Source organism: Thermovenabulum gondwanense (assembly GCF_001601575.1).
Taxonomy (GTDB): domain Bacteria; phylum Bacillota; class Thermosediminibacteria; order Thermosediminibacterales; family Thermosediminibacteraceae; genus Thermovenabulum; species Thermovenabulum gondwanense.
Genome location: NZ_LOHZ01000036.1, coordinates 1 through 24,986 on the forward strand (window position 1 = coordinate 1; position 24,986 = coordinate 24,986).

Annotated in this window: 21 protein-coding genes, 3 tRNA genes and 1 rRNA gene; 1 reads left to right on the plus strand and 24 read right to left on the minus strand. The window is 35.4% G+C overall.

All coding sequences use genetic code 11. From position 1 onward, the window contains the following. The 3 genes from ATZ99_RS08305 to tyrS all read right to left on the minus strand — a co-directional run. Positions 1–127 (minus strand): 16S ribosomal RNA (locus tag ATZ99_RS08305); the annotation flags it as partial. Between the two features lie 329 nt (positions 128–456). Then, positions 457–1,101, minus strand: coding sequence for a sporulation protein YunB (yunB, locus tag ATZ99_RS08310; protein ID WP_068748783.1), 645 nt, complete (start codon positions 1,099–1,101; stop codon positions 457–459). 48 nt (positions 1,102–1,149) lie between these two features. Next, the gene (gene tyrS, locus ATZ99_RS08315) at positions 1,150–2,373 is read right to left on the minus strand and encodes a tyrosine--tRNA ligase (RefSeq protein ID WP_068748784.1); all 1,224 of its coding nucleotides are present in this window, start codon (positions 2,371–2,373) and stop codon (positions 1,150–1,152) included. Positions 2,374–2,504: 131 nt separating this feature from the next. Here tyrS and ATZ99_RS08320 point away from each other — a divergent pair, with 131 nt between their 5' ends. Next, positions 2,505–4,850 carry a transglycosylase domain-containing protein gene (locus tag ATZ99_RS08320; RefSeq protein ID WP_068748785.1) on the plus strand — a complete coding sequence of 782 codons (2,346 nt, stop codon included), beginning with the start codon at positions 2,505–2,507 and terminating at the stop codon, positions 4,848–4,850. A gap of 84 nt (positions 4,851–4,934) precedes the next feature. Here ATZ99_RS08320 and ATZ99_RS08325 read toward each other — a convergent pair whose 3' ends face one another. The 21 genes from ATZ99_RS08325 to ATZ99_RS08420 all read right to left on the minus strand — a co-directional run bounded on the left by ATZ99_RS08325 (position 4,935) and on the right by ATZ99_RS08420 (position 24,980). Further along, the gene (locus tag ATZ99_RS08325; protein WP_068748786.1) at positions 4,935–5,405 is read right to left on the minus strand and encodes a 2-thiouracil desulfurase family protein; all 471 of its coding nucleotides are present in this window, start codon (positions 5,403–5,405) and stop codon (positions 4,935–4,937) included. Beyond that, the gene (locus ATZ99_RS08330) at positions 5,402–7,777 is read right to left on the minus strand and encodes an endonuclease MutS2 (protein WP_068748787.1); all 2,376 of its coding nucleotides are present in this window, start codon (positions 7,775–7,777) and stop codon (positions 5,402–5,404) included. Before ATZ99_RS08330 ends, ATZ99_RS08325 begins: the two co-directional genes overlap by 4 nt. A gap of 17 nt (positions 7,778–7,794) precedes the next feature. Beyond that, positions 7,795–10,221: a U32 family peptidase gene (locus ATZ99_RS08335; RefSeq protein WP_068748788.1), complete on the minus strand. Its 2,427-nt coding sequence runs from the start codon at positions 10,219–10,221 to the stop codon at positions 7,795–7,797. Next, positions 10,218–11,939, minus strand: coding sequence for a DNA polymerase/3'-5' exonuclease PolX (polX, locus tag ATZ99_RS08340; RefSeq protein WP_068748789.1), 1,722 nt, complete (start codon positions 11,937–11,939; stop codon positions 10,218–10,220). Before polX ends, ATZ99_RS08335 begins: the two co-directional genes overlap by 4 nt. 4 nt (positions 11,940–11,943) lie before the next feature. After that, positions 11,944–12,219, minus strand: coding sequence for a cell division protein ZapA (locus ATZ99_RS08345; protein WP_068748790.1), 276 nt, complete (start codon positions 12,217–12,219; stop codon positions 11,944–11,946). Between the two features lie 14 nt (positions 12,220–12,233). After that, positions 12,234–14,636: a phenylalanine--tRNA ligase subunit beta gene (pheT, locus tag ATZ99_RS08350; protein ID WP_068748791.1), complete on the minus strand. Its 2,403-nt coding sequence runs from the start codon at positions 14,634–14,636 to the stop codon at positions 12,234–12,236. Between the two features lie 12 nt (positions 14,637–14,648). Beyond that, entirely contained in the window at positions 14,649–15,665 is a 1,017-nt protein-coding gene (gene pheS / locus ATZ99_RS08355) for a phenylalanine--tRNA ligase subunit alpha (protein WP_068748792.1), read from the minus strand. Between the two features lie 89 nt (positions 15,666–15,754). After that, positions 15,755–15,862 (minus strand): YqzL family protein, encoded by a 108-nt coding sequence (locus ATZ99_RS12325; RefSeq protein WP_083947423.1) that lies wholly within the window; start codon positions 15,860–15,862, stop codon positions 15,755–15,757. 49 nt (positions 15,863–15,911) lie between these two features. Then, positions 15,912–16,730: a 23S rRNA (guanosine(2251)-2'-O)-methyltransferase RlmB gene (gene rlmB / locus ATZ99_RS08360; protein WP_068748793.1), complete on the minus strand. Its 819-nt coding sequence runs from the start codon at positions 16,728–16,730 to the stop codon at positions 15,912–15,914. Between the two features lie 19 nt (positions 16,731–16,749). Continuing rightward, positions 16,750–17,400 carry a potassium channel family protein gene (locus ATZ99_RS08365; protein WP_068748794.1) on the minus strand — a complete coding sequence of 217 codons (651 nt, stop codon included), beginning with the start codon at positions 17,398–17,400 and terminating at the stop codon, positions 16,750–16,752. Between the two features lie 29 nt (positions 17,401–17,429). Then, positions 17,430–18,731 (minus strand): TrkH family potassium uptake protein, encoded by a 1,302-nt coding sequence (locus ATZ99_RS08370; protein WP_425428308.1) that lies wholly within the window; start codon positions 18,729–18,731, stop codon positions 17,430–17,432. Between the two features lie 90 nt (positions 18,732–18,821). Next, the gene (gene rplT, locus ATZ99_RS08375; RefSeq protein ID WP_068748796.1) at positions 18,822–19,178 is read right to left on the minus strand and encodes a 50S ribosomal protein L20; all 357 of its coding nucleotides are present in this window, start codon (positions 19,176–19,178) and stop codon (positions 18,822–18,824) included. Between the two features lie 26 nt (positions 19,179–19,204). Then, positions 19,205–19,402, minus strand: coding sequence for a 50S ribosomal protein L35 (gene rpmI / locus ATZ99_RS08380; RefSeq protein ID WP_068748797.1), 198 nt, complete (start codon positions 19,400–19,402; stop codon positions 19,205–19,207). Between the two features lie 5 nt (positions 19,403–19,407). Beyond that, on the minus strand, positions 19,408–19,950 hold the full coding sequence (gene infC, locus ATZ99_RS08385; RefSeq protein ID WP_083947430.1) for a translation initiation factor IF-3: 543 nt from the start codon (positions 19,948–19,950) through the stop codon (positions 19,408–19,410). Between the two features lie 211 nt (positions 19,951–20,161). Continuing rightward, a complete protein-coding gene (thrS, locus tag ATZ99_RS08390) occupies positions 20,162–22,069 on the minus strand; it encodes a threonine--tRNA ligase (protein ID WP_068748798.1) in 1,908 nt (635 codons plus the stop codon). Between the two features lie 279 nt (positions 22,070–22,348). Then, positions 22,349–22,945 (minus strand): DUF445 domain-containing protein, encoded by a 597-nt coding sequence (locus ATZ99_RS08395; protein WP_245641349.1) that lies wholly within the window; start codon positions 22,943–22,945, stop codon positions 22,349–22,351. Between the two features lie 15 nt (positions 22,946–22,960). Further along, positions 22,961–23,836 (minus strand): putative sporulation protein YtxC, encoded by an 876-nt coding sequence (gene ytxC, locus ATZ99_RS08400; RefSeq protein ID WP_068748799.1) that lies wholly within the window; start codon positions 23,834–23,836, stop codon positions 22,961–22,963. A gap of 107 nt (positions 23,837–23,943) precedes the next feature. Beyond that, positions 23,944–24,018 (minus strand) — tRNA-Val (locus tag ATZ99_RS08405). Positions 24,019–24,143: 125 nt separating this feature from the next. After that, positions 24,144–24,512 carry a LysM peptidoglycan-binding domain-containing protein gene (locus ATZ99_RS08410; RefSeq protein WP_068748800.1) on the minus strand — a complete coding sequence of 123 codons (369 nt, stop codon included), beginning with the start codon at positions 24,510–24,512 and terminating at the stop codon, positions 24,144–24,146. 293 nt (positions 24,513–24,805) lie between these two features. Continuing rightward, positions 24,806–24,894 (minus strand) — tRNA-Leu (locus ATZ99_RS08415). An 11-nt stretch (positions 24,895–24,905) separates the two neighbouring features. Further along, a tRNA-Cys gene (locus ATZ99_RS08420) sits at positions 24,906–24,980 on the minus strand. Positions 24,981–24,986 lie beyond the last annotated feature (6 nt).

A 24,986-nucleotide genomic window follows, 5' to 3' on the forward strand; every position in this document is an offset into this window, starting at 1 on the left:
ACGTGTTACTCACCCGTCCGCCGCTAAGGTGTCTTCCGGCTTTCACCTTCCAACACCTCCGCTCGACTTGCATGTGTTAGGCACGCCGCCAGCGTTCGTCCTGAGCCAGGATCAAACTCTCAAGTTATATCCTTTAAGCTCTTCTTCTCTTACACACCTTTTCTTTGAAACTCTCAGGCGTGACACTGTTCAGTTTCCAAGGTCCAATAATGTTTAAAAATTTTGTCCATTTGCTTGGGATTCTATTATATAATATGATTTGCCCTGTTGTCAACTTTTTTATTATGTTTTTTAATGATTTTGGACAACAACAGCTATTTTAATTTAACATAAAAATTGATTAGTTTCAAACCAGTATAAGTAGAATAAATACTAAATAAGCTATTCCATACACATTTTTTCTAATAATTAATCAGTTATATTTAATTATGCTCTGTTATTCATCTTATTGCTATATTATTTAAAGTCCAGAATAGTTTGCGGAACGGTTCCTACTATTATAGTTTCAGCTATAGGAACATTAGTATTAACTTCCACCTGAGAGCTAAAAAAGGGTTGAACCACTTTCACTTTTGCCGTTATTGAGAGTATTATTTTATGTCTTGTTTGATTTATTCCCGCTTCTTCAAAGGCTTCCGTAGTATCCACTTCTGCAGTGCCTACCGGCTGCAGCATTATATTAATATTAGGTCCTATGTTTGCCAGAATCTTACTTCCGGTAACCAGCCCTAAGGGTATTTTTATTGTCTCCATCGAAATTTGCTTTAATTTTTTTACTGCTTCTAACGACGTTTCCGTTTCTATCCTGTTAATTTCTACTGTATTAATCTGAATTAGTGTAATCTGCCCATTTACATCTTTATGTATTGTAATAAGGTCTTTATATTGAATGTTTTTTGCAATTTTTTCTTTAATAGCATTATTAATCGCCTCTGTGGCAATCATCCTTGCTCTTGCTTCAGCAATTGTCTGAACAGTAGGGGCTATTTGATGTTCAATAAAACTTAATACAATTAATACAGCAATAAAAATGAAAAAAAGGATAATATATAAACTAAAATAACCCCTTTTCACCCTGAACAATCTGTACTTACCCCACATAAAAAACCCCTCCATAATTAAAATATGCTGAAGGGGTTCGCAAAAGTTTTAATTTTTTATTGAAATTTTGGCAAATTTCCTTTTTCCTACCTGAACTATTACGGGTTCCTTTAAATCAATATCAACAGGATTTTCTATCCGTTCGCCGTTTACTTTAACGGCTCCCTGCAAAATTAATCTCTGACCTTCGCTGTTAGATGAGGCAAGACCTGTTATAGATAAAAGTTTAGGCAACCATATCTTTTTTTCTGGATTCAAATTATCTTCAGGGATGAAATATTCAACCATTTCATCCGGCATATCTTTCTTCTGAAATACTTTTATAAAATTTTCTTCAGCTTTTTTTGCTTCTTCCAGGCCATGATACATTTTTACTATTTCCTTAGCTAAAGCCATTTTTACATCTCTCGGGTGCAGCGAACCATCTTTTAAACCTTTCTCTATTTTCTTTATTTCATCCTTTGGGATAGTCGTTGCTAAGTTGTAATATTCGATCAATATCTCGTCCGGAATCGACATCACCTTTCCGTACATTTCTTTCGGAGGTTCATTTATACCTATGTAATTTCCAAGGCTTTTGCTCATTTTCTTTGTGCCGTCTATACCTATTAATATTGGCATTAACATGGCAATTTGAGGTTCTTGACCGTACTCTTTTTGCAATGTCCTACCCATTAAAATATTAAATTTCTGCTCGGTAGCACCCAGTTCTACATCGGCTTTTAATGCTACTGAATCATAACCCTGCATCAATGGGTAAAAAAATTCATGAATAGAAATTGGCTTTCCTTCTTTAAAACGCTGCTGGAAATCTTCTCTTTCCAGCATTCGTGCTACGGTATACCTGGAAGAAAGTACAATAACATCTTCAAAATTCAATTTGGCAAGCCATTCACTATTGAACCTGATGGTAGTCTTTTCAGGGTCCAGGATTTTAAAAACCTGTTCTTTATAAGTTTTTGCATTTTCCATTACTTCTTCTCTTGTTAATTGTTTTCTTGTTTCGGATTTTCCAGTGGGATCCCCAATCATCCCGGTAAAATCCCCAATAATCAAAATAACTTCATGCCCTAAATCCTGAAATTCTTTCAGTTTTTTTAATACTACCGCATGTCCAAGATGAATATCCGGCGCAGTGGGATCGAGTCCTAATTTTGCTTTCAGAGGTGTTTTGCTCTCATAGGATTTTTTCAATTTACTTAATAATTCATCCGGCGAAATAATTTCAGCAGTATCTCTTTTTAGAATTTCAAATTGTTCCTCTGGTCTCATTCTATTCCCTCTCCATTTTATGTTTTTTAACGATTATAACATAGTCAAAACATTATTTCAAACCCATGTTATTTGATTTATTTTATTTTTGACAACTGTGGTATAATAAAAATTATAGAGAGGGGGATTGTATGGGAAAAAAGAAAAGAAGAAACCTATTTAGAGGGCTTGCATTAATAATTTTATTTTTTTTCCTGCTCGCTTCCGGAGTTGCCTTTGGAGTTGCATATTCATATATAAACACGGCTCCACCCTTTGATCCTAAAAAGTTAAAACCCAGCGAAACTTCTTTTGTACTGGACGAAAAGGGCAAGGTGGTTTCGGAACTTCATGGAGAACAAAACAGGATACCCGTTTCCTTAGAAGAAATCCCGGATAATTTGAAAAATGCCTTTATTGCGATAGAAGATCAATATTTTTATTCTCATAAAGGGATAAACATCCGTTCAATAATAGGTTCTTTAATTACGGACCTCATTAAAGGAGGATATCATAGAGGTGCAAGCACCATTACCCAGCAGCTGGTTAAAAATGCTTTTCTTACGCAGGAAAAATCGTTAAAAAGAAAAATTCAAGAAGCATGGCTGGCAATACAATTAGAAAGACATTACACAAAAAATCAAATTCTTGAATTTTACTTGAATCAGATTTATTTCGGTCATTCTGCCTATGGAGTAGAGGCAGCTTCTCAGCTATTTTTTGGAAAACATGTAAAGGATCTTACTTTAGCCGAGTGTGCAATGCTGGCCGGAGTACCCAAAGGCCCTCAGTATTTTTCACCCTATCTTAATTTTAAAAACGCCAAGGAACGTCAGGAGTTAATTCTCGATAAAATGGCAGAATTGGGTTACATTACAAAAGAAGAAGCAAAAAAGGCGAAGGATGAGAAAATTATTTTAGCTGGTTTAAATACACCAAAGGCTAATTACAAAGCCCCGTATTATACAGATTACGTTGTGCAGGAAACTGCTGAAAAACTGCAACAATCCTTAGGAATTTCCCAGGAGGAAGCTTATGATAGAATTTATAATGGGGGTTTAAAAATTTATACAACTATTGATGTTAACATTCAGGAAGCTGCAGAAAAAGCATTATCAAATCCTGCAAATTACCCATATACAAAAAACGACAAAAACGGAATACCCCAGCCACAAGGCGCTATTGTGGTTCTTGACGTAAAGACCGGAGCAATTAAAGCACTGGTAGGAGGAAGAGAACATTATCAAAAATTAGGTCTTAATCGAGCTTATCAATCTTACAGACAACCCGGATCTGCATTTAAACCCATTGTGGTTTACACAGCAGCAATAGATTCAGGATTTACAGCTGCCAGCGTAATAGATGATTCTCCTGTTTTTTATCCCAGCGGTAGTGGCACCTGGTCTCCTCAAAACTTTTCCGACGATTACAGAGGATTAACACCTCTTTGGAAGGCAATTGCAAGGTCGGTAAACGTTGTTGCAGTAAAAGTTCTTGATTCCATAGGGGTTGACAGAGGAATTGAATATGCTAAAAAGCTGGGAATAAAAGACTTAGTTTTAAAAGGTAGCAAAAACGATAGACAACTTGCCATAGCTCTCGGCGGCCTTACAAAAGGAGTTACTCCTTTAGAACTCGCTTCCGCATATCAAACCTTAGCAAATCAGGGAGTTCACATAGAACCAATTGCCGTATTGAAAATCGTGGACAAAAACGGAAGAACCTTATATGAAGAAAAACCGCAAAAATGGGTTGCAGTTAGCCCTCAGACAGCTTTTATTATGACGAATTTATTAAAAGGTCCTATTTATGACCCCGAGGGTACTGCAAGAAGGTTATCAAGTTTTCCTTACCCGGTCAGGGGTAAAACAGGTACAACTTCCGATAATAAAGACGTATGGTTTGTAGGATATACTCCTTATTACGTAGCTTCTGTTTGGATCGGTCACGATGAACCGGTTCCCATGAAAGGTGTATCCAGCGGTAATCAACCCGCTAATATCTGGATGCAGGTAATGAAAGAAGCTCATAAAAATCTACCTTATAAAGACTTTGATAGACCTGATAATATAGTCGGGCCAATCCCAGTATGCATGGATTCGGGAAAACTTCCTACAGAACTATGTTATAAAGATCCAAGGGGTCCAAGGGTAGTGGAACAATACTTCATTAAAGGAACGGAGCCAACGGAATTTTGCGACGTGCATGTAGAACTGGATGTGGATATTACAAACGGACTGCTCGCAACTCCCTATTGTCCTCCTGAGCTGGTTCAAAAGAGGGTATTTATTAAACGTCCGCCCTTTGTTCCTTCAAAAGAAGGAAAAATTCCATTAGATGTAAAATATCAGGCTCCGGAGCAGTACTGCCCCGTTCATTCTGCTCAAAACCCCGTATTCCAATCTCCTGTAGAAGGAGAGCTTGATGAAAATCCTTTACAAAACCAGGATAATCATTTAAATAATAATGGAAATAACAATACGAATGATAATTTATAATTTACATTAATAATCTAAATGTAAAAAAACCCCTTAAAAGTTTAGCCTTTCGCGAGGCGTATAGCTTTTAAGGGGTTTTATATTTTATTTTTTTGTTTTATTTTTTCCTTTTAAAAACTCTTCCGAAGAAATCACTTGAATCCCATTTTCTAAAAATAGCGCTGCGGTTACCCCCGTGCCATCTTTAATTTTATTTTTAAAGGAACCATCGTAAATTTCACCGCAGCCGCAGGAAGGGCTTTTAGACTTTAATATTGCTTTTGTTATACCATAAATCTTTGCCAATTTTAAGGCTTCATAGGCACCTTTAATGTAATTTTCCGTAACATCTACCCCATCTTTTGTAACTACCCTTGCAATCCCCTTCAAAACATCAAATCCATCCCCTCCGCTAATCTCTGCAGGGCTTCTGGGAGTGGGTAACCCTCCAGCCTGCTCGGGACAAAAAGGGATTATAATTTCTTCTTTTAATATGTCGAGAAAATTCTTATCGTAATTATTTTCACCATTGTATTTACTGTTTAAACCAATTAGGCAGGAACTTATAATAATCAATTAAACTCCACCACCGTTACTCCAATTCCACCTTCATTATAATTTCCGGGTCTAAATGTCTTCACATCTTTTCTCTTCTTTAATAAATCCTGAATACCTTTTCTTAAAATGCCCGTACCCTTACCGTGAATTATCATTATACTCGGAAGTCCAGCAACTCTTGCATCGTCTAAATACTTTTCCACTTTTAAAATTGCCTCATCAAGAGTCAGTCCCCTTAAATCAATTTTACTTTCTATATTTTTTGCTTTTTCAATGCTGATAGTTGAGTAACTGATTGAATCTTTTACTCCCGTTGAAGCCTCTTCTATTTTGCTCAAAGTATTTAAAGGTAAATTTATCTTCATAATTCCGATGGAAACCAATGCTTCTTTTTCTTTTTCATTAATTTCGACTATAAAACCTTCTTGATTTAAACCTTCTACAAAAACCCTATCTCCCGGTTTGAAATTAACATCCTTTAAGAGCTTTTTGGATTTTTTTATCAGAGGTTTCTCATCCTTTAACTCTCCCAGGTTTTCCCTTAACCTTTTCCTTGCCAGTTCTATTATACGATCTTTGTTTTGCCTATCATCCAAATCCTCTACCTTTTTCAATTCTTCGATAATATCCTCTGCTTCCTCTTTTGCCTTTTCTAAAATGCTTTTTGCCTTTTCTCTGGCTTTTTCAATAATTTTATCTTCCTTTTCAGCAAGCTTTTTTTGGGCCTCCTCCAGATATGTTATTTTTTTATAATAATTTTCTTTTAATTCATTTAACCTTTTTAATTCTTCGTTAAACTTTTTTCTCTCTCCTTCCAGACTTTTTAAAAGCCCTTCCAATTCCAAATTTTCCTTTTTAAGAAATTCCTTAGCCGTTTCAAGAAGTTCATGTTTTAACCCTAATCGTTTTGCAATTTCAAAGGCATTACTTTTGCCCGGTATTCCTATGGTCAATTTATATGTTGGACTTAAGGTTTCTACATCAAACTCAACACTTGCATTTTCCATACCATCCCTGGAAAATGCAAAGGTTTTTAATTCACTGTAATGGGTTGTGGCAATTGTTCTTATACCCCGTTCATAAAAATAGTTTAATATTGCCATGGCAAGAGCGGCCCCTTCGGCGGGATCCGTACCCGCTCCCAGTTCGTCAAGTAAGACAAGGCTTTTTTCATCAGCGTTTTCAATTATTTCCACAATATTTTTCATATGAGAAGAAAAGGTGCTTAAAGACTGCTCTATGCTCTGTTCGTCTCCGATATCGGCAAAAACTTCATTAAAAACTGCTACTTCAGTTCCTTCTTCCGCTGGAAGGTGGAGTCCCGATTGAGCCATGATAGAAAAAAGTCCTACGGTTTTTAGGGTAACCGTTTTCCCACCGGTATTTGGACCAGTAATGACCAGTACATGGAATTTATCTCCAAGAAATAAATCTATTGGAACTACTTCGCCCTTTAAGATAAGGAGAGGATGTCTACCCCGTTTAATATTTAGATAACCTTTTTCATTAAACATCGGTTCAATGCCGTTAATTTCTATACTGTAATTAGCTTTTGCTAAAATAAAATCCAGCTCCAATATTACTTCATAACTATTTTTAATAGAATCATAATTATCCGCTATCTTTTTGGTTAGTTCTTTTAATATCCTTTCCTCTTCTTTTTTTTCTTCAATTTCTATTTTCCGAAGTTCATTATTTAATTCCAGTACCGATAAAGGTTCTATATACAAAGTTGCACCGCTTGACGATTGATCATGAATAATACCTGGAACACTTGTCCTAAATTCCTGCTTTACCGGTATTACGTAGCGTCCCTGCCTTATGGTTACTATTGGTTCCTGCAGGAATTTTTGAAAAGAAGGTGATGAAATTATTGATTCAAGTTTTTCTCTAATACGCGAAAAGAGGACCTTTTTTTCTTTCCTTAAAGAAGCCAGTGCGGGACTTGCATTATCGGCTATTTCTTCCTCATTGAGAATCGCTTTAAATATTTTTTCCTCTAATGAATAAAAATTATGAAGGGAAGTAACCAAATTTTGCAATATTTCATAGCCTTCTATTTTCCACTCTTCCCAATTTTTTTTAATTACTCTTGAAGTCTTCATTATTTGAGCTACATCAAGGAGTTCTCTATTACTTAACACTGCACCAAATTTTGCTCTCTTTAATGAAGAGGAAATATCCGGAATATACTCGAAAGGCAGTCTGAACCCCCTTTTCAGCAATGCTACTCCTTCTGATGTTTCTTTTTGCAATCTTCTAATTAAGGGGAGATCTTTTTGGGGCTCTAATTTATCAATCCTTTCCCGGGTAATATCCGATACAGCGTATTCTTTTAAGATATTTTTGATCTTATCAAATTCCAGCTTTGCTAAAACCTTATTATTCAATAAAATCACCCTTTTTACTATTTTACTCCTCTAAAATAATGCCCAAAGGTATAGTATTTTGCTACATCTTCTTCAGGGATTTTTTCTTTTTCTCGAATACTTAAATAATAAGCTTTTGTTATTTTCTCTATTTCTTCGGGTTTTCTTCCAACCAAATATAATTGCCCGTACATTATATTAGCCATTGTCAAAGCTTCGATGTGATTTATCATACAGATTTCATAGCAGTTATAGATATGGCTCCTATTTTTTTCATCCACAAACACCTTGAATTCTTTTCCGAGCCTATCCTTAAGATAGGCTATATTTAAATCTCTCCCCGAATTGGATTTTATAATATTATGTTCGCTCACTATCAAAGGTAAATACCCATGAACAATACTCTCTAACTCCAGATCTGATTTCAATTTTTCTATTGCTTTAAGAGAAAGTTCGGGAGAAAGTACCACTCTTTTAAAACCCAATTCTTTTAATACTTCTATGCTTACACTATTAAAAATATTTAATGAAAAATCAACAATACAATTTACATTCCTCTCAATAAAATAATTTAATAACCCGTTATTTCCAGCAACCACGCCGTCGACTTCCGTGAGCAGACTTTCATCTAAACGCTCAGATATCTCGCGAACATCTTCCTGTTTCGTTATTTGAGGTAAAGCCAAATAAAATTTCTTTCCTTCTTTTTTTGTAATATTTAGCGCACTTTTTAGTTGAAATAAGGTTTCTTTAAAATTTTGTCCTCCAAAATAAATTTCGTCTATATATGATATGCCTTTTTTTAGCCCTTCCAGGCTATCAACTCTTAAAGTAATCTTCATTATTTCCTTATTTTTTTGTTCATTGCCCTTATTTTTCTCCTGAAAATAAGATAAAAATGCCTTATAATTACCATTGACCCTTTTGTTTTTATATTTTTCTATTCTTCGTTCATAAAGTTTTTTTATTGCCTCCTGTCTTAGATCATTTAACGCACTAAAAGGTAGGAGGATATTTTCATCCATATCTACTTTAAACTCTTTTAAGTAAAATACAGTATTTCCGAGCCTTGTCAATTTTTCTTTAATTTCCTCCAAGGAGGTTGGACGTTTTTGAGCTTTTTTTACAATATAATCCGACTCTGAAAATATATAATTTTTATCCTCATCTTCAATAAAAATCTTTAATCTGTCATTAAGCTTTGCATAAAGTTTAATTTTTACCGGGATTTTTTTACTCAAAGCTGGTTCTTCATAGGACCTTTTTGCTTCTTCCAGTAATTCCGCATCTGATGTTTTATAAACTGCAGTGCCTTCTTTTACCTTCCCTTTTGTTTTAATTTTCACTATTTCTCCGGGCTTAGCCTTAAATCTTTTATTATTTTTTACATAAAACTCGGTGACCACATATCCAAATCCCTCATCATCCCTTATATCTATTCCATCTCCAACACGAAGCTCCTCTTGCAATAATATTTTTGTCATACTGTTTTCAGATTCAAAGCCTACTACCTTTCCCAGCAGTATACCTTTGTTCCTCGGACAATCTATGCTCATCAAATCTTTTCCCGGATTTCCAAAATAATAGCCCGTAGTAAAACTCCGGTTAAAAATTTGTAAGAGCTTTTTATATTCGTCATCGGATATAAAAAATTTTCCTGGATTTTGTAAAAATCTATCAATAGCCTTTCTGTATATAGAAGTTACCACTGCTACATATTCAGGTCGTTTTAATCTTCCTTCTATTTTAAACGAATCTATCCCGGCTTCTATTAAAAGAGGTATCCTTTTGATAAGATTGAGGTCCCTTGTACTCATAAGATGTAATTTGGATGATATTATGTTCCCCTGCTGATCCAATAAGTAATACGGTAATCTACAGGGTTGAGCACACTGTCCCCTATTTCCGCTCCTTGCTCCTATGAAACTACTCATAAGACATTGCCCCGAATAACAAAAACAGAGGGCACCATGAACAAAAGTTTCTATTTTTAAAGAGGTATTTTCTTTTATTAACTTTATCTCTTTTAAAGATAGCTCCCGTGCAAGAACTACCCTGTCAAAATTCATTTTTTCCAGAAATTTCACTCCGTCTAAGCTGTGTACGGTCATCTGGGTACTGGCATGGACTTCCATATCGGGAAAATATTTCTTAATAAAATAGCCGAGTCCTATATCCTGAACAATAATTCCATCAACACCTATCCCGTTTAAAAAATTAATAAAATCACCGGCTTCGTAAAACTCGTCATCGTATATTAAGATATTCACTGTAACGTAAATTTTTACACCCTTAAGATGGGCGTATTCAACAGCTTCTTTTAATTCTTCTCTTGAAAAATTCGATGCCGAGCGGCGGGCATTAAATTCTTTTCCTCCCAAATAAACCGCATCGGCACCATTTTCTACAGCAGCTTTTAAAGCATCAAAACTTCCTGCAGGGGCCAACAATTCAGGCTTTTTCATGGTTTTTTCAACTCCGTCAATAATTCTTTTAAACTTCTGGTATTTAAAACATCTTTTTTTTCAAGCCATGCCCTTCTTGCCACATAAATACCATTTATTATATCCTGTAGAGCCCCTTTTTCATGGGCATCGGTGTTTATAACCAGCTTTACTCCCTTTTCTTTTGCCCTTTTAGCGTAAACATCCACCAGGTCCAAACGGTCAGGAGTGGAGTTTATTTCCAGAGCGGTATTTGTTTCAAAGGCCTTTTCAATTATTTTGTCAAGGTCTAATTCATAATTTTCTCTTTTGCCCAGCAACCTACCTGTGGGATGTCCTATTATTTTTACATAGGGATTTTCCATAGCCATTATTATTCTTCTCGTTAACTTATCCTTATCTTGTTTAAATCCTGTATGAATAGAAGCCACCACGATGTCCAGTTCCTTTAATATTTCATCTCCAAAATCAAGTATTTCATCCGACAAAATATCTACTTCAATACCTGTTAAGATTACAAAATTTTTGTATTTAGCATTCAAATTTTTTATATGATATATCTGTCTTTTTAATCTTTCTTCGTTCAGTCCATTGGCAATTTTGAGTGATTTTGAATGATCTGTAATAGCGATGTATTCATAGCCAAGCTCCATTGCTTTTTGAGCCATTTCTTCAATGCTATCAATTCCATCACTCCAATCGGAGTGCATATGAAGGTCACCTTTTATGTCTTCAACGTTAAGTGATTCGGGCAGCTCATTTTTTAAAGCTTTTTCCACCTCTCCCATGCCTTCTCTAAGTTCCGGAATAATATAAGGAAAGCCTAATTTCCGATAAATATCTATTTCGGAATCCGGATAGTATTTTTCTTTATTCATTAAAATATATTTTTCAGAAATTTTTAAATCCTTTAATTTGCCAAGCTCATCCAATTGTAAGAGGTGTTTTTCATTACCCGTATATACAAAAAGGGATGTAAAAAAGGATTTCTCTTCAACAAAAATAAACTCTAAGGTTATTCCTAAGTCAAGAAAAAGCTCTATCTTGTTTCCGTAGATTTCCTTAATATTTTTTATACGAGGAAATTTTAAAAGAACGGAAACGACTTCCTTTTTATCTTCCTCATTGCAGGAAATAATCGCCACAATTTTTTCAATCATTTCTACCCTTCGGCGCATGTCACCGGCAAATTCAATTTTCACCTTTAAATTGGAAGATTTTATAAAATCCCGGATTTCTTCTGCAAGGTAAAGCGCCGTGGACAATAATATTTTCCCTTGATTTCCTTTAAGCATTGAAATACCTTTGATAATCGCCTGTTCAGTTTTTACTCCGAAACCTTTTAGAACTCTTAATTTCTTTTCTTTTGCAGCTCTTTCCAGCTCTTCAAGAGTATCAATTTTAAGTTCATCGTAAATTATTTTTATTTTTTTTGCTCCCAGCCCGGGTATCTTGAGCATTTCCAGCAAACCTTCGGGGATTTCCCGTTTAAGTTTTTCATAATATTCACATGTACCCCTTGTTAATATTTCATTAATTTTTGCTTCAATAGCAGGACCTATCCCTTCGATTTCTTTGAGCGGATAGCCTCTCTCAACTAAATCTTTTAACTCAACTCCAAGGCTTGCTATAGATTCAGCTGCCTTTTTGTAAGCCTTTATTTTAAATGAGTTTTCTCCTTTTATTTCCAGCATTTCGGAAATTCTCATAAAAATACCCGCAATCTCAAAATTTTTCATAATCCTACCTCTTATCTTTTTTTTCTTCATCAAATAATTTTAAGAATTCCTCATACTCTGCTTTCAAAGTAAAATATTCGTCAGCAATTTGTATTGCCGTAAGTACCGCTAAATCTACCCTCCCCAATTCTGGATGCAGCTTGGATATTAATCGGAATTTCTCGTCGACATAAGAAGCAACCTTTTTAATATATTCTTGAGAAGCTGAGCCTTTTAAAAAATAATCTTCTCCATTTATTTTTACCTTTACCCTGTTACTGTTTTCAGGTAATTTTCGCATTATTTTCCCTCCGCTCAGCTTTCTCTTAATTTTCCTGAGAATTTTTCTTCTACAGCTTTTATTATTTTATCCTGGATTTCGTTTATCTCTTCATCTCTTAAAGTTCTTTCATAAGAACGGAATAAAAGTGAAAAGGCTACGCTCTTTTTCCCTTCCGGAATTTTTTCTCCTCTGTATATGTCGAAAATTTCAATATTCTCGAGTAAAGGACCTGCAGTTTCCTTTATCAATTCAATCACATCGGCCACTTCTATATTTTCATCCAGGACAAAGGCTAAATCTCTGTCAGCCGGGGGAAATTTAGGAAGTGGTGTATACCTTATTACCTCATCGGATTTTTCTACTAAAAGATCAAAATCCAATTCTGCCACATAAATTCTTTTACCCTCCAGCTCGTAGTTTTCAGCTACGTCCGGATGTATTTCCCCTGCAACGCCCAGAAGATAATCGTTTAAATATATTTCAGCGCATCTCCCCGGATGCAAAGCATAATATCCAGCCCTCTTAAACTTTACTTGTCTTATCCTCAAAGCAGCCAGAAGGGTTTCTATAACTTTCTTTATTTCGTAAAAATCTATATTGCTACCAAACATGCCGAGGATAAGCCTCGTCTTTTCCTCGGGTAGTTCTTTCAAAGGTAAGGATTCTGTATGGTATGTTTTGCCAATCTCATAGATCTTTACCTCTTCCGCCTTTTGATTAATGTTAAATTTTACTACATCAATAATACCCGGTAATAAAGTCGTCCTTAAAACACTCATTTCCTCCGATAAAGGATTAATTATTGAAATCACCTTTCTATGCGGATGTCCTTCCGGAACCCTTATCATGTCTAATTTTCTGGGGTTAATTATAGAATAATTGTATACTTCTGAAAAACCATTATTTATAAGTAATTCTTCTACTCTTGACTTTATCCTGTGGACCTTTTTCGTTTTTCCGACTGTAGAAATTTCAGAAGGTAAACTCGAAGGAATATTATCGTATCCATAAATTCTTGCTATTTCCTCAGCTAAATCTGCAATACAGGTAATATCCCTCCTGTAAGAAGGAGGTATAACATATAGCTCTCCATTTTCTCCTCCGACTTCAAAATTCAGTTTCTTTAGTATTTCGGCCATTTTATCAAGGGAAATATTTGTTCCCAGCAACCGGTTTATCTTTTTATGGTCCAATTTAAGACGTACTTTTTCCTGAATAACCGGGTATACATCAATATACCCTTTTGAAATCTTTCCTATCCCTAATTCTTCTATCAGCTGACAAGCTCTTTCACAAGCGAGCATTGCGATTTCCGGATCAAGTCCTTTTTCGAACCTCAAGGAAGCTTCTGTCCTCAGTCCTAAGGCGCGCCCTGTCCTCCTTATATTGGGACCATAAAATACAGCCGATTCCAGCAAAACCGTTTTTGTATTTTCTTTAATCTCTGAATCTTCCCCTCCCATAATTCCTGCAATCGCAACCGGTCTTTCCTTATCTGCTATTACCAGCATTTCTTCATTTAATTCTCTTTGTTTTCCATCAAGAGTAGTAATTGTTTCTCCTTTAGAAGCCCTTCTTACAATTATTTCCTTACCCTTAATTTTATCATAATCAAAGGCATGAAGGGGCTGGCCCAGCTCAAGCATTACATAATTGGTTACATCCACAATATTATTGATCGGTCTTACACCGCAAGCTTGAAGCCTTCTTTGCATCCATAAAGGCGATGGACCTATTTTGATATCCTCTATAACTCTCGCTATGTACCTAAAACACAAATCCGTGTCTTTTATAGAAACTTGAATTTTCTTATTTATTTCTTCCTTACCTTCTTCTTTTAATTTAATGGAAGGATATTGCAACTTATAATCGTAAAAAGCGGCAATTTCTCTGGTTAATCCTAATATGCTAAAACAATCTGCCCTGTTTGGTGTTAATTCAAATTCTATTACGCTATCTTCAAGGGGAAAATAAGCTTTAAAATCATCTCCTACCGGAGCATCCGCAGGAAGAATAAGTAAACCTTCACGCATTTCCTGAGGAAGACCATGATCGTCTAAACCGATTTCTTCAGCCGAGCATATCATTCCCTCCGAAATTACTCCCATAAAATCTTTTTTGACTATTTCCTTCCCACCGGCAAGCACCGCTCCTTCTACAGCTACAACCACCTTGTCTTTTTCTTTTACATTTTGAGCAGCAGTTATAATTGTCAAGATCTTTTCCTTTATATCTACACTAACTACCCTCAAATTTTGTGCATTAGGATGTTTTTTTATTTCTAAAACCTGACCTATGACAATACCTTTGATTTCTCTACCTAAGTGTTCCACCGATGCGGCGTTAAATCCAACCATCGTCAGGTTTTTTGCTATAGCCTCAGCCTCATCCGATATATTTATAAAATCTTTTGCCCAGTTTATTGAAAAGAGCATTATATTACCTCCTTAAAATTGTGATAAGAACCTTAAATCATTTTCAAACAACAATCTCATATCATCTATATTGTACTTTAATAAAGCAATACGCTCCAATCCCATCCCAAAAGCAAATCCCGAAACTTTTTCCGGGTCGTATCCTCCATTTTTGATAACATTAGGATGCACCATTCCGCAACCCAGTATTTCAATCCAGCCCGTGTAAGAACACAAACGGCATCCTATACCATTACAGGAAATACAGGATATATCCATTTCCGCACTGGGCTCCGTAAAAGGGAAAAAACTCGGCCTGAATCTGGTTTTTCTTTCTTCACCGAAAATAGCTTTAGCAAAGGCCGTCAATGTACCTTTCAAATCAGCCATGGTTACGCTTTCTCCTACTACCAAACCTTCTACCTGGTGAAAAACCGGCGAATGAGTAGCATCCACCGCATCGGATCGGTATACTCTTCCCGGTACTATTACCTTAATAGGGGGTTTTGATTTTTCCATCGTCCTTATTTGTACAGGAGAAGTATGTGTTCTTAAAAGAATATCTTCGGTTATGTAAAAAGTGTCCTGAAGATCCCTTGCGGGGTGATCCTTTGGAATATTTAATGCTTCAAAGTTGTAATAATCCCATTCTACTTCTGGGCCCTCCACTACCTCATATCCAAGACCGTAGAAAAAGTTTATTACTTCATTCAAAACGATTGTAAGGGGGTGTCGATGACCTAAAATTACTTTTGTAGGTACGGTTACATCAATTTTTTCCTTTTCAATCTTTTCCTTTTTTATCTGTTCTTTTATTGTTTTAATTTTTTCTTCTATAGCAAATTCCATTTCCTCTTTAATCCTATTTACCAGTTGTCCTATTACCGGTCTTTCTACCGGAGGCAGTTCCCCCATTTTTTTCATCAAAGCGGTTAATTTACCTTTTTTCCCTAAAAATTTAACCCTTAAGCTATTAATCTCTGTAAGATCATCAATACTTCCTAAAAGCTCATCCAATTCACTTTTTAATGCAATTAATTCTTCCTTCACCTTAAATACCTCCTTTTAGTAAAAAAGCTTTCGCCCCGTAAGGGACGAAAGCAACTTACGCCTCCGTATTTCGTCATCCCGGGGAAACTTTATTTCAGCTTCCCATACTGTCCCAAGGCTAATTCTTTATATATTAGATAGGCTGTAATTGAACCCGTTATCTCAAATAACTTCCAAAAAAATTCAGCGGCGAGCATATTTCACGCCCTTTCCTGTCATTTGCAACTATTATAGCACAGAAAACGTTTATTTACAAGGAGATAGGATTTTTCTTTGTCTCACCGCCTCAAAAATTATTATGCTTGCAGCTACAGCCACATTTAATGAATCTGTGCGCGTACTTATAGGAATTTTTATAAGCTCATCGGAAATTTCTACGACCTTTTCAGAAACACCTCTTGATTCATTGCCCAGAACCAGCACAAAGGGAACCGTAAAATCTAAATCAAAGTAAATTCTTTTAGCTCTAATATCTGCGGTAAATAATTTTATGCCCTTTTTTTTAAACTCCCGGAGAGTTTTTGTAAAATCCTCCACTTCGGAAATTTCCATGTGAAATATAGAGCCCATCGTGGAACGCACCGTTTTAGGATTATATAAATCTGCACATCCATTGCTTAAGATTACAGCTTTTACTTCTGCCGCATCAGCTGTTCTCACTATAGTTCCCACATTACCTGGATCTCTGACATCCTCTAAAGCAATAAACATGGGGGAAGGATTTAAAACATCTTCCTTTATTAAATTTAAAGGTTCAATATCTCTTTTTCTTATTAGCGCTATTACTCCCTGAGGAGACTCGGTAGATGAAATATTTTTAAAATCTTCATCCGACAAGCGATATACTCTTATCCCTTTTTTATTCATTTCCTTCAAAAAATCATTTTTTGATCGAACAAAACTTTCCGAAACCGCAATAAACTCTATTCTATAATCGGAATTAACCGCTTCCTTTACACATTTAATACCCTCTGCAACAAATATACCGTGCCTTTCTCTGTAACTTTTCATATTTGAAGCAGAAATTATTTTATTTTTTAAACCTTTACTTAAATTCTCGTACATAGTTTTCTCCCGGAATCTTTTAAATTGATTTTTCTATTTTTTCTATATCCTTATTTTTACCCACAACCACCAGAATATCCTTTTCCAGGATTATATCGTCAGCTCCAGGAGCTACAATTATATCATCATTTCTTTTTATTGCCATTACATTCAATCCATATTTAACCCTCATATCAAGGTTTCTCAAGGTTTTGTTATACCATTCGGGTAATGCCTCAATTTCTACAATAGAAAAATCCGGTGAAAGCTCGATGTAGTCCAAAATATTGGAAGAAACTAAATTGTGGGCCACCCGAATTCCCATATCCCTTTCAGGGAATACCACTCGGTCCGCGCCTATTTTATATAGTACTTTACCATGAAGTTCATTATTTGCTTTGGCCACCACATACTTGAGTCCCAATTCTTTTAGTATCAACGTTACGAGAATGCTTGATTGAATATCGTTGCCTATGCTTACAATCCCCACATCAAAGTTCCTAATCCCCAGTGCTTTCATCGTATTTTCATCAGTGGCATCAGCTTGAACCGCATGGGTAATAGAATCGGCCATTGATTGAACAATTTCTTCGCTGCTATCAATTCCTAAAACATCATACCCTAACTTGTATAAAGTTTTTGCTACGCTGGATCCAAAACGTCCCAGCCCTATTACTACAAATTGTTTCATAAAAATCCTCCCTATGGGATTACATTGTATTATCCTACCAGTATCCTGTCTTCAGGAAATTTATATAATGCAGTTTTTTTAGAACTTGCCAGAGCCATAGCAATGGTAAGTGGTCCAACCCTTCCAGTAAACATAAGGATTATTATCAATAATTTGCCCGCACTTGAAAGCTTAGGGGTTAAACCAAGAGAAAGTCCTACCGTCCCAAACGCCGAAGTAGCCTCATATACTATTGTTAGCAGATCTTCTCCTTTTTCAGTAATTGTAAGCAAAAATGTAATACTAAAAATCAACAAAAAGGAAATTACGACAATAACTATTGCCCTGTAAACATTTTCTATGGAGATTCTCCTGTTATATATTTCTACCTCTTCTTTGTTTACAACAACGGTATAAATTAGAAGAATCACAATAAAAAAAGTTGAAGTTTTTACACCGCCACCCGTTGAGCCGGGTGATGCTCCGATAAACATTAAAAAAATCGTAAAAAGCTTAGCCGGTAAAGTCATGTCCGATAAACTTATAGTGTTAAAACCAGCGGTTCTAGGTGTTACCGATTGAAAAGCTGCGGCTAAAATTTTCCCTCCTAAGGGCAGTTGTCCTAAGGTTCTCGGATTAGAATATTCCAGAAGCAAGAATATAAAAAAGGCCGTTAATAAAAGGATAGCAGTCATCGTAATTACTATTTTTGAATGAAGGCTCAGCTTGTAAAAATCCCTTACGGAAAATATTTCATGGATTACGCTGAATCCCAAGCCTCCTATAACTATCAGGCTCATAACTACTATATTGATTAGTGGATCCAGCACGAAAGGTGTAAAACTCCTGAAATCTCCTATCAAATCAAATCCAGCATTATTAAATGCAGAAACCGCATGGAAAATTCCATAGTAAATTCCTTTTAAAAGACCGTACATTTGTATAAACCTGATGGATAACAAAGCCGCACCGCATAATTCAAAAAATATCGCTGTTGTTATAACGTATTTTGCCAGTTTGACTACCCCTGAAATATGCATTTGATTTAGGGCTTCCTGTATAACAAGTCTTTCCCTTAACGTAATCCTTTTACCCAGAATAAAAAATATTAAAGTAGCCATTGTCATGAATCCGAGCCCACCGGTCTGAATTAAAATGAGGATGACTAACTGCCCAAAAAGGCTATAAGTGGTATAAGTATCAACCACCACAAGACCGGTCACACATACGGCAGAAGTTGCCGTAAAAAAAGCGTTTAAAATACCCACGCTTTCCCCGCTCTTTGCCGCAAAAGGCAGGGAAAGCAAAATGGTGCCAATTAGTATAACTGCTGCAAATCCCAGTACCAAAATCTGGGCAGGTTTTAATCTTATTTTTTGCGAAAGTACTAAAATTTTTAATCGCCTCCCAAAAAGGAGAAAAAGCGACTCTAAAAGCCGCTTTTATTTTAGATTTGCTTTTGCTATTTCTACCAGCTGAGTAAATCCTTTATGATCATTTACGGCCATTTCGGCCAGTATCTTTCTATTAATTTGAATTCCAGCCTTTTTTAATCCATTTATGAATTTGCTGTAGGATAATCCATTTGTCCTGGCAGCCGCATTAATTCTGGTAATCCACAGCTTTCTGAAGTCCCTCTTCTTTAGTTTCCTACCTATATAAGAATACATAAGGGACTTCATGACAGCCTGGTTCGCAATTCTAAATCTCTTGCTTTTAGCTCCAAAATATCCCTTAGCCAGTTTTAGTATCTTTTTATGTCTTCTTCTTGCCGTTACACCTTTTTTAACCCTTGGCATTTTAATCACCTCAATGAATTATTATTTTATTTATAGGGTATTAATTTCTTTACGCGTTTATAATCGGCACTGCTAACAAAAGCAGGCTTTCTGAGATTTCTCTTCCTTTTTTTGGACTTATGAGTAAGCAGATGGCTTTTGTAAGCTTTTGCTCTTTTAATCTTCCCCGATTTTGTCAAACTAAACCTCTTTGCAGCACCCCTATGAGTCTTAATTTTTGGCATTGGTTTCACTCCTTACCCAATGTATTTTGTTTTGGTGCAAGCATCATAATCATATTCCTACCTTCAATAGTAGGAGGCTTTTCTACCTCACCTTTTTCCTTTACACTTTCGGCAAATCTTTTTAATACCTCTTCCCCGATTTGCGAATGTGCTATTTCCCTTCCTCTGAACTTTATCGTAACCTTTACTTTATTACCATCTTCTAAAAATCTGAGGGCACTTTTTACCCTTACCATAAAGTCGTGGGTTTCTATACTGGGACTCATACGTATCTCTTTTATATTAATTACCTTTTGATTTTTCCTCGCTTCCTTTTCTTTCTTGCTCATCTCATATTTGTATTTACCGTAATCCATTATCTTGCATACCGGTGGTTTTGCATTTGCAGCTACTTTTACTAAATCTAACTGTCTTTCTTGAGCGAGGCGAAGGGCTTCTTTAATAGGCATTATCCCCAATTGTTTCCCATCTACATCTATTACCCTTACTTCTTTTGCTTTTATTTCATGGTTTACTTCTAATTCTTTTTCTTTTGTAATATCGTTCACCTCCAAAAAATTTTTTCTAAAAATTTAAGGGACAGGATAAATCCACCTGTCCCCTGAAGCCTAAAGATAGAAATAAGCTTATAAAGCATTACCCTTAGGCGTAAACCTTATCAGCAAATGCCGTAAGGTGAGAAGGTGGTATCCTTCTACTTAAAAGCCTATAACCATTCACGTAAACTAATATATCATTTACCGATTTTAATGTCAATGATTATTGTTTATTTTTTACTTTTTCTTTTACCTCATTAATAAAGTTTTCTATTGTGTAATTTCCAAGATCTCCTTTTTCCCTGTTCCTTACCGAAATTGTGTTGCTCGATTCTTCCTTTTCACCTACTATTATCATGTAAGGAATCTTTTGAAGCTGGGCTTCACGAATTTTGTAACCAATTTTTTCATTCCTTTCATCCAACTCTACGCGAATATCATGTTCATCTAAAATTTCCTTTACCTTTCTTGCATATTCAAGATATTTTTCGCTAATAGGTAAAACCCTTACCTGCACAGGAGAAAGCCATACAGGAAATGCCCCTGCATAATGTTCGATTAAAATACCTATAAATCTCTCTATGCTGCCAAAGACTACCCGGTGAATCATTACGGGCCTGTGTTTTTCCCCATCAGGACCTATATAATTCAGGTCAAAGCGCTCCGGCATCATAAAATCAAGCTGTATTGTGCCGCATTGCCACGTTCTTCCAATGCTATCTTTTAAGTGAAAATCTATTTTAGGCCCGTAAAAAGCACCATCTCCTTCATTTATTTTGTAATTTAATCCCTTCTTTTCTAAAGCGCCTTTCAGTGCATTCGTAGCCTTCTCCCATAGTTCATCGGAACCCATTGAATTTTCCGGCCTTGTAGACAGTTCCACATGATATTCAAAGCCGAATACCTTATAAAAATAATCTACCAGGTCAATTACTCCCAGAATCTCATCTTCAATCTGTGAAGGCATCATGAAAATATGAGCATCATCTTGAGTAAAACATCTCACTCTTAAAAGGCCATGAAGAACTCCGGACAATTCATGCCGGTGAACGATTCCAAGTTCAGCAAGTTTTAAAGGAAGTTCCTTATAACTGTGCACATCCGTTTTATAAAGAAGCATTCCTCCTGGACAGTTCATGGGTTTTATAGCAAAACCCTGTTCATCAATTGTAGTAAAATACATATTCTTCTTATAATGATCCCAGTGCCCCGATCTCTTCCATAATTCTTCATTTAGAATTATCGGTGTTTTTATTTCCTGATACCCACGTTTTTTATGTTCCCTTCTCCAAAAATCTATCAACAGGTTCCACAATACCATTCCTTTTGGGTGAAAGAAAGGAAAACCAGGACCTTCTTCGTGCAAACTAAATATACCGAGTTCTTTCCCCAATTTTCTGTGATCCCTTTTCTTAGCTTCTTCTATTCTGAAAATATACTCTTCCAGTTGTTTTTTATCAGGGAAGGAGGTACCGTAAATTCTCTGCAACATTTTGTTTTTTTCATCGCCCTTCCAGTAGGCACCGGCCAAGCTTGTAAGTTTAAATGCCTTAATATAACCTGTAGAAGGAACGTGAGGCCCAGCACAAAGGTCAATGAACTCTCCCTGTCTGTAAAAACTAATCGTCGCGTCTTCAGGTAAATTTTCCAGCAATTCAATCTTATAAGGCTCACCCATTTTTCTAAGGAGCTCGATAGCATCTTCCTTTGTAACTTCAATTCTCTCAATAGGAAGGTTTTCTTCAATTATTTTTTTCATTTCTTTCTCTATTTTTTGAAAGTCTTCCGTAGAGAAACTTTCATCCCTGTCAAAATCGTAATAAAACCCATCTTCAATAGCTGGTCCAATGGCAAGCTTGGTTTCTGGATACAATCTTTTAACCGCCTGCGCAAGCACATGAGAAGTAGAATGTCTGTAAGCCCTTTTCCCCTCTTCGTCTTCAAAGGTCAAAATTTTTATTTCTCCATCCCGATTTAATTTAGTACTTAGATCAACCACAACACCGTTTACTTCTGCCACTAAAGCTGTCTTTTTTTTGTCGGGAAAACACATTTTAATTAAATCAAAAACAGTAATACCCTTTTCTATTTCTCTTTCAATTCCATCGACCTTTACTCTAATTAATTCCATATTAAACCCTCTCCTTTGAATTTTATACTAAAAAAACCTCTCATCCCCCGAATCAAGGGACGAGAGGTTATCTCCCGTGGTTCCACCCTACTTAATTACTCTTTAGCTATAAAGGGCATGCCCAATGGCTCGGAGGTGGTCTTCAGCTTGCTATTCTCAGGGCTTTTCCACCTTTTCGCCCCTCTCTGGGAGAAATCACAAGCTTACTCGTCTCCTCATTGCCTAACTTTTAAGTTTTAATTATATGATAATAAAAAGCATAAAAATGTCAAGAAAAATTTACATCTTTAAAAATACCGATACCAGCGCTTGAAGAAGGCCTATAAAAAAACCTATCAATCCTCCTAAAATTTCTATCTGCCTTAACTCTCTCTTTGAAAGTTTTATTATCAATTCTTCCAACTTTATGATATCAAAGGAATTTATTTTTTCTTCTACAAGCTTGCCTATTTTTATTTCTTCTCTCGCTTTGTTCATTATGTCATTTTTTAAATCTTCTATTACGGGCATACCATAATAATCAATAGCTTCATTAAAAAAATTCGAAACTATTTTTTTTGGTATAAATAAAGGTAGTTTGTCTATAATTCGGTCATTAAGAATATATTTTATCTTATCTAAAATTTCATATTTTAAAGAGCTGCTGGTTAGCAGGGCAGCAAATTCTTCAAAGGATAAAATTTCGCTCTCTAAAGCAATTCCGATATTTTTAGCTATTTCAAATCGTCTTTTGGGAATAATTCCTTGAAATTTAATCCCAAAAATATTTATCGGTTGGATAGGCCAAAATATTAACTTTATGGCAAGTAGATTGGTAATCCAGCCTATAAACCCCCCTATAATCGGCATAGCAATTAAAAAAAAATAAAATTTCAATGCAATCACCATACCCTATTTTTTTGGTTTCACCTTACTGCAGAGAATGCAATCTTCGCAAATAGTAACCCTTTCTTCAAAAATATTTAAAACAGCATCGTAAACATCCCTTTTCGAATCCAGTATCTCTCCGTGAATGACTATCTTTTTGGGAGCGAGATTTATTAACAAGCTTATCAAAATATCGTCCTTACTCAACGATCCATTTTTATTTAATAAATCTTCTATCTCATTATCCTTAATATCTTTTAATTCCCCATCAAGAAGTAGAACTTCCCTTCCCTTAAAAAATAAATTAACCACTTCTTTTTTAGGTTCCAAATTTTTTACAAAAAATTTTAACAGAGCCATGAAGTCTTTGTATTCCTTTTCTATTAAAAGCTCATCGACGGCCTTATCTACAGCTTCTTCAATTATATCTATATAACTTTTTAACCTAAAGTTAATAAACCCTTCTATAATAAAAATTTCATTTTCTTCTATATATTCTTTAACCTTTTGTTTAATTTTTTCTTTTCTTTCATTATAATTCGGAATTACAAGAGCCGGTTCTTTACTTTCGGACAATATTTTTAAGGCTATTTCATAAGTTCTTGCCCTGTCTTCCGGTTTTAAGTAAAAATGTATTTTATCCAATATCCCGCAAATTACTCTCGGTTCCCAAAAATTTATTATTATTCTGCTAATAGTTTCTGATAACTTATTCTTTAATAATATTTTACCTTCATCACCGTTTAACTCGTAATATAATTTATAAAAACTAAGCGGTTCCTTCTCTTCTTTAATTAGGAAAGTATTTATTTTATTTTTTTTCAATTCATCAATAAGGTTTCTAATTTCTTTTTCAAAAAAATATATATCATGAAATGTTCCTATGGAGAAACATTTCACGCAAACCACTCCCTTCCCTTTTTACTATTATATTTCATGGTAACAAAGCATATACGACAAAAGAAAGGGAGGGCTTCCTGAAATTAACAAATCGTAAATAAAAAAAATGGTGGGCGCTGTAAGGATTGAACTTACGACCCCTTCCGCGTCAAGGAAGTGCTCTCCCACTGAGCTAAGCGCCCACAAATTTTGTATTTATTTGCGTTTTTTATTTTATCATATTGTCGATAAATAAGTCAAGTTTTTATGATAATATGTTAAAAGATACTAAGGGTGGTACAAACCACTCTTAGTATCTTGCTGATTTTTATTTAAATTCAATTATTGGTATTCTAAGGACCTGACCCGGATATATGGTTTCCTCAGGGCCCCTGAGGTTATTTGCCTGTACAATCGCCTCTACCGTAGTATCGAATAATGCTGCAATGCGGCTCAAGGTATCACCCGGTTGAACTTCATAAAAAGCTTCATGCCTTATAACAGGATTCATCATTGTAAATGGATGATGTTCGTCATAATCATCATGGCCATTTCTCGGAATAAAAAGAAATTGACCGGGGTAAATTGTGAGGTCATCGCGTACCCAGTTATGTCTTAATATGTCTTTAACCGATACTCCAAACCGTGAAGCTATTAAATTAAGCGAATCTCCGGGTTGCACAATATAAATTATCATACGTATCCCTCCTTCGATATCATAATATTCAATAAAAGTCAAATGTTTACAGGATACAAGTAAAATTAAATTATTGTTAAAAATAATTTTTAAAAATAATTTTTATACTAAAATTTGGTTTGCTTTTAAAAATAAAAAAGCACTTTACTAGATGCGTTATGATAAACACCCGATAAAGTGCTTATAATAATTTGTAACTTTTATTTATAGCAAAAAAATAAAAAAAGATTACTCATCTTTTTTATCATAAAAATTATTTATTTTCATTACTATTACTTTTCTTATTTTACAAGTGGTGCCGGGGACCGGAATCGAACCGGTATGGGTATTTCTACCCGCAGGATTTTAAGTCCTGTGCGTCTGCCTGTTCCGCCACCCCGGCAGATTAAGTTATGGAGGCGGCACCCAGATTCGAACTGGGGAATAAAGGTTTTGCAGACCTCTGCCTTACCACTTGGCTATGCCGCCGTAAAT

Excerpts from the sequence above, each read along its gene's own strand:
- yunB (WP_068748783.1), bottom strand. The coding sequence starts at position 1,101 with ATGTGGGGTAAGTACAGATTGTTCAGGGTGAAAAGGGGTTATTTTAGT.
- tyrS (WP_068748784.1), bottom strand. The coding sequence starts at position 2,373 with ATGAGACCAGAGGAACAATTTGAAATTCTAAAAAGAGATACTGCTGAA.
- ATZ99_RS08320 (WP_068748785.1), top strand. The coding sequence starts at position 2,505 with ATGGGAAAAAAGAAAAGAAGAAACCTATTTAGAGGGCTTGCATTAATA.
- ATZ99_RS08335 (WP_068748788.1), bottom strand. The coding sequence starts at position 10,221 with ATGAAAAAGCCTGAATTGTTGGCCCCTGCAGGAAGTTTTGATGCTTTA.
- polX (WP_068748789.1), bottom strand. The coding sequence starts at position 11,939 with ATGAAAAATTTTGAGATTGCGGGTATTTTTATGAGAATTTCCGAAATG.
- ATZ99_RS08345 (WP_068748790.1), bottom strand. The coding sequence starts at position 12,219 with ATGCGAAAATTACCTGAAAACAGTAACAGGGTAAAGGTAAAAATAAAT.
- pheT (WP_068748791.1), bottom strand. The coding sequence starts at position 14,636 with ATGCTCTTTTCAATAAACTGGGCAAAAGATTTTATAAATATATCGGAT.
- ATZ99_RS12325 (WP_083947423.1), bottom strand. The coding sequence starts at position 15,862 with ATGCTCGCCGCTGAATTTTTTTGGAAGTTATTTGAGATAACGGGTTCA.
- rlmB (WP_068748793.1), bottom strand. The coding sequence starts at position 16,730 with ATGTACGAGAATTTAAGTAAAGGTTTAAAAAATAAAATAATTTCTGCT.
- ATZ99_RS08365 (WP_068748794.1), bottom strand. The coding sequence starts at position 17,400 with ATGAAACAATTTGTAGTAATAGGGCTGGGACGTTTTGGATCCAGCGTA.
- rplT (WP_068748796.1), bottom strand. The coding sequence starts at position 19,178 with ATGCCAAGGGTTAAAAAAGGTGTAACGGCAAGAAGAAGACATAAAAAG.
- rpmI (WP_068748797.1), bottom strand. The coding sequence starts at position 19,402 with ATGCCAAAAATTAAGACTCATAGGGGTGCTGCAAAGAGGTTTAGTTTG.
- thrS (WP_068748798.1), bottom strand. The coding sequence starts at position 22,069 with ATGGAATTAATTAGAGTAAAGGTCGATGGAATTGAAAGAGAAATAGAA.
- ATZ99_RS08410 (WP_068748800.1), bottom strand. The coding sequence starts at position 24,512 with ATGATAATTTATATTGTGCAACCCGGAGATTCGCTTAATTTAATAGCT.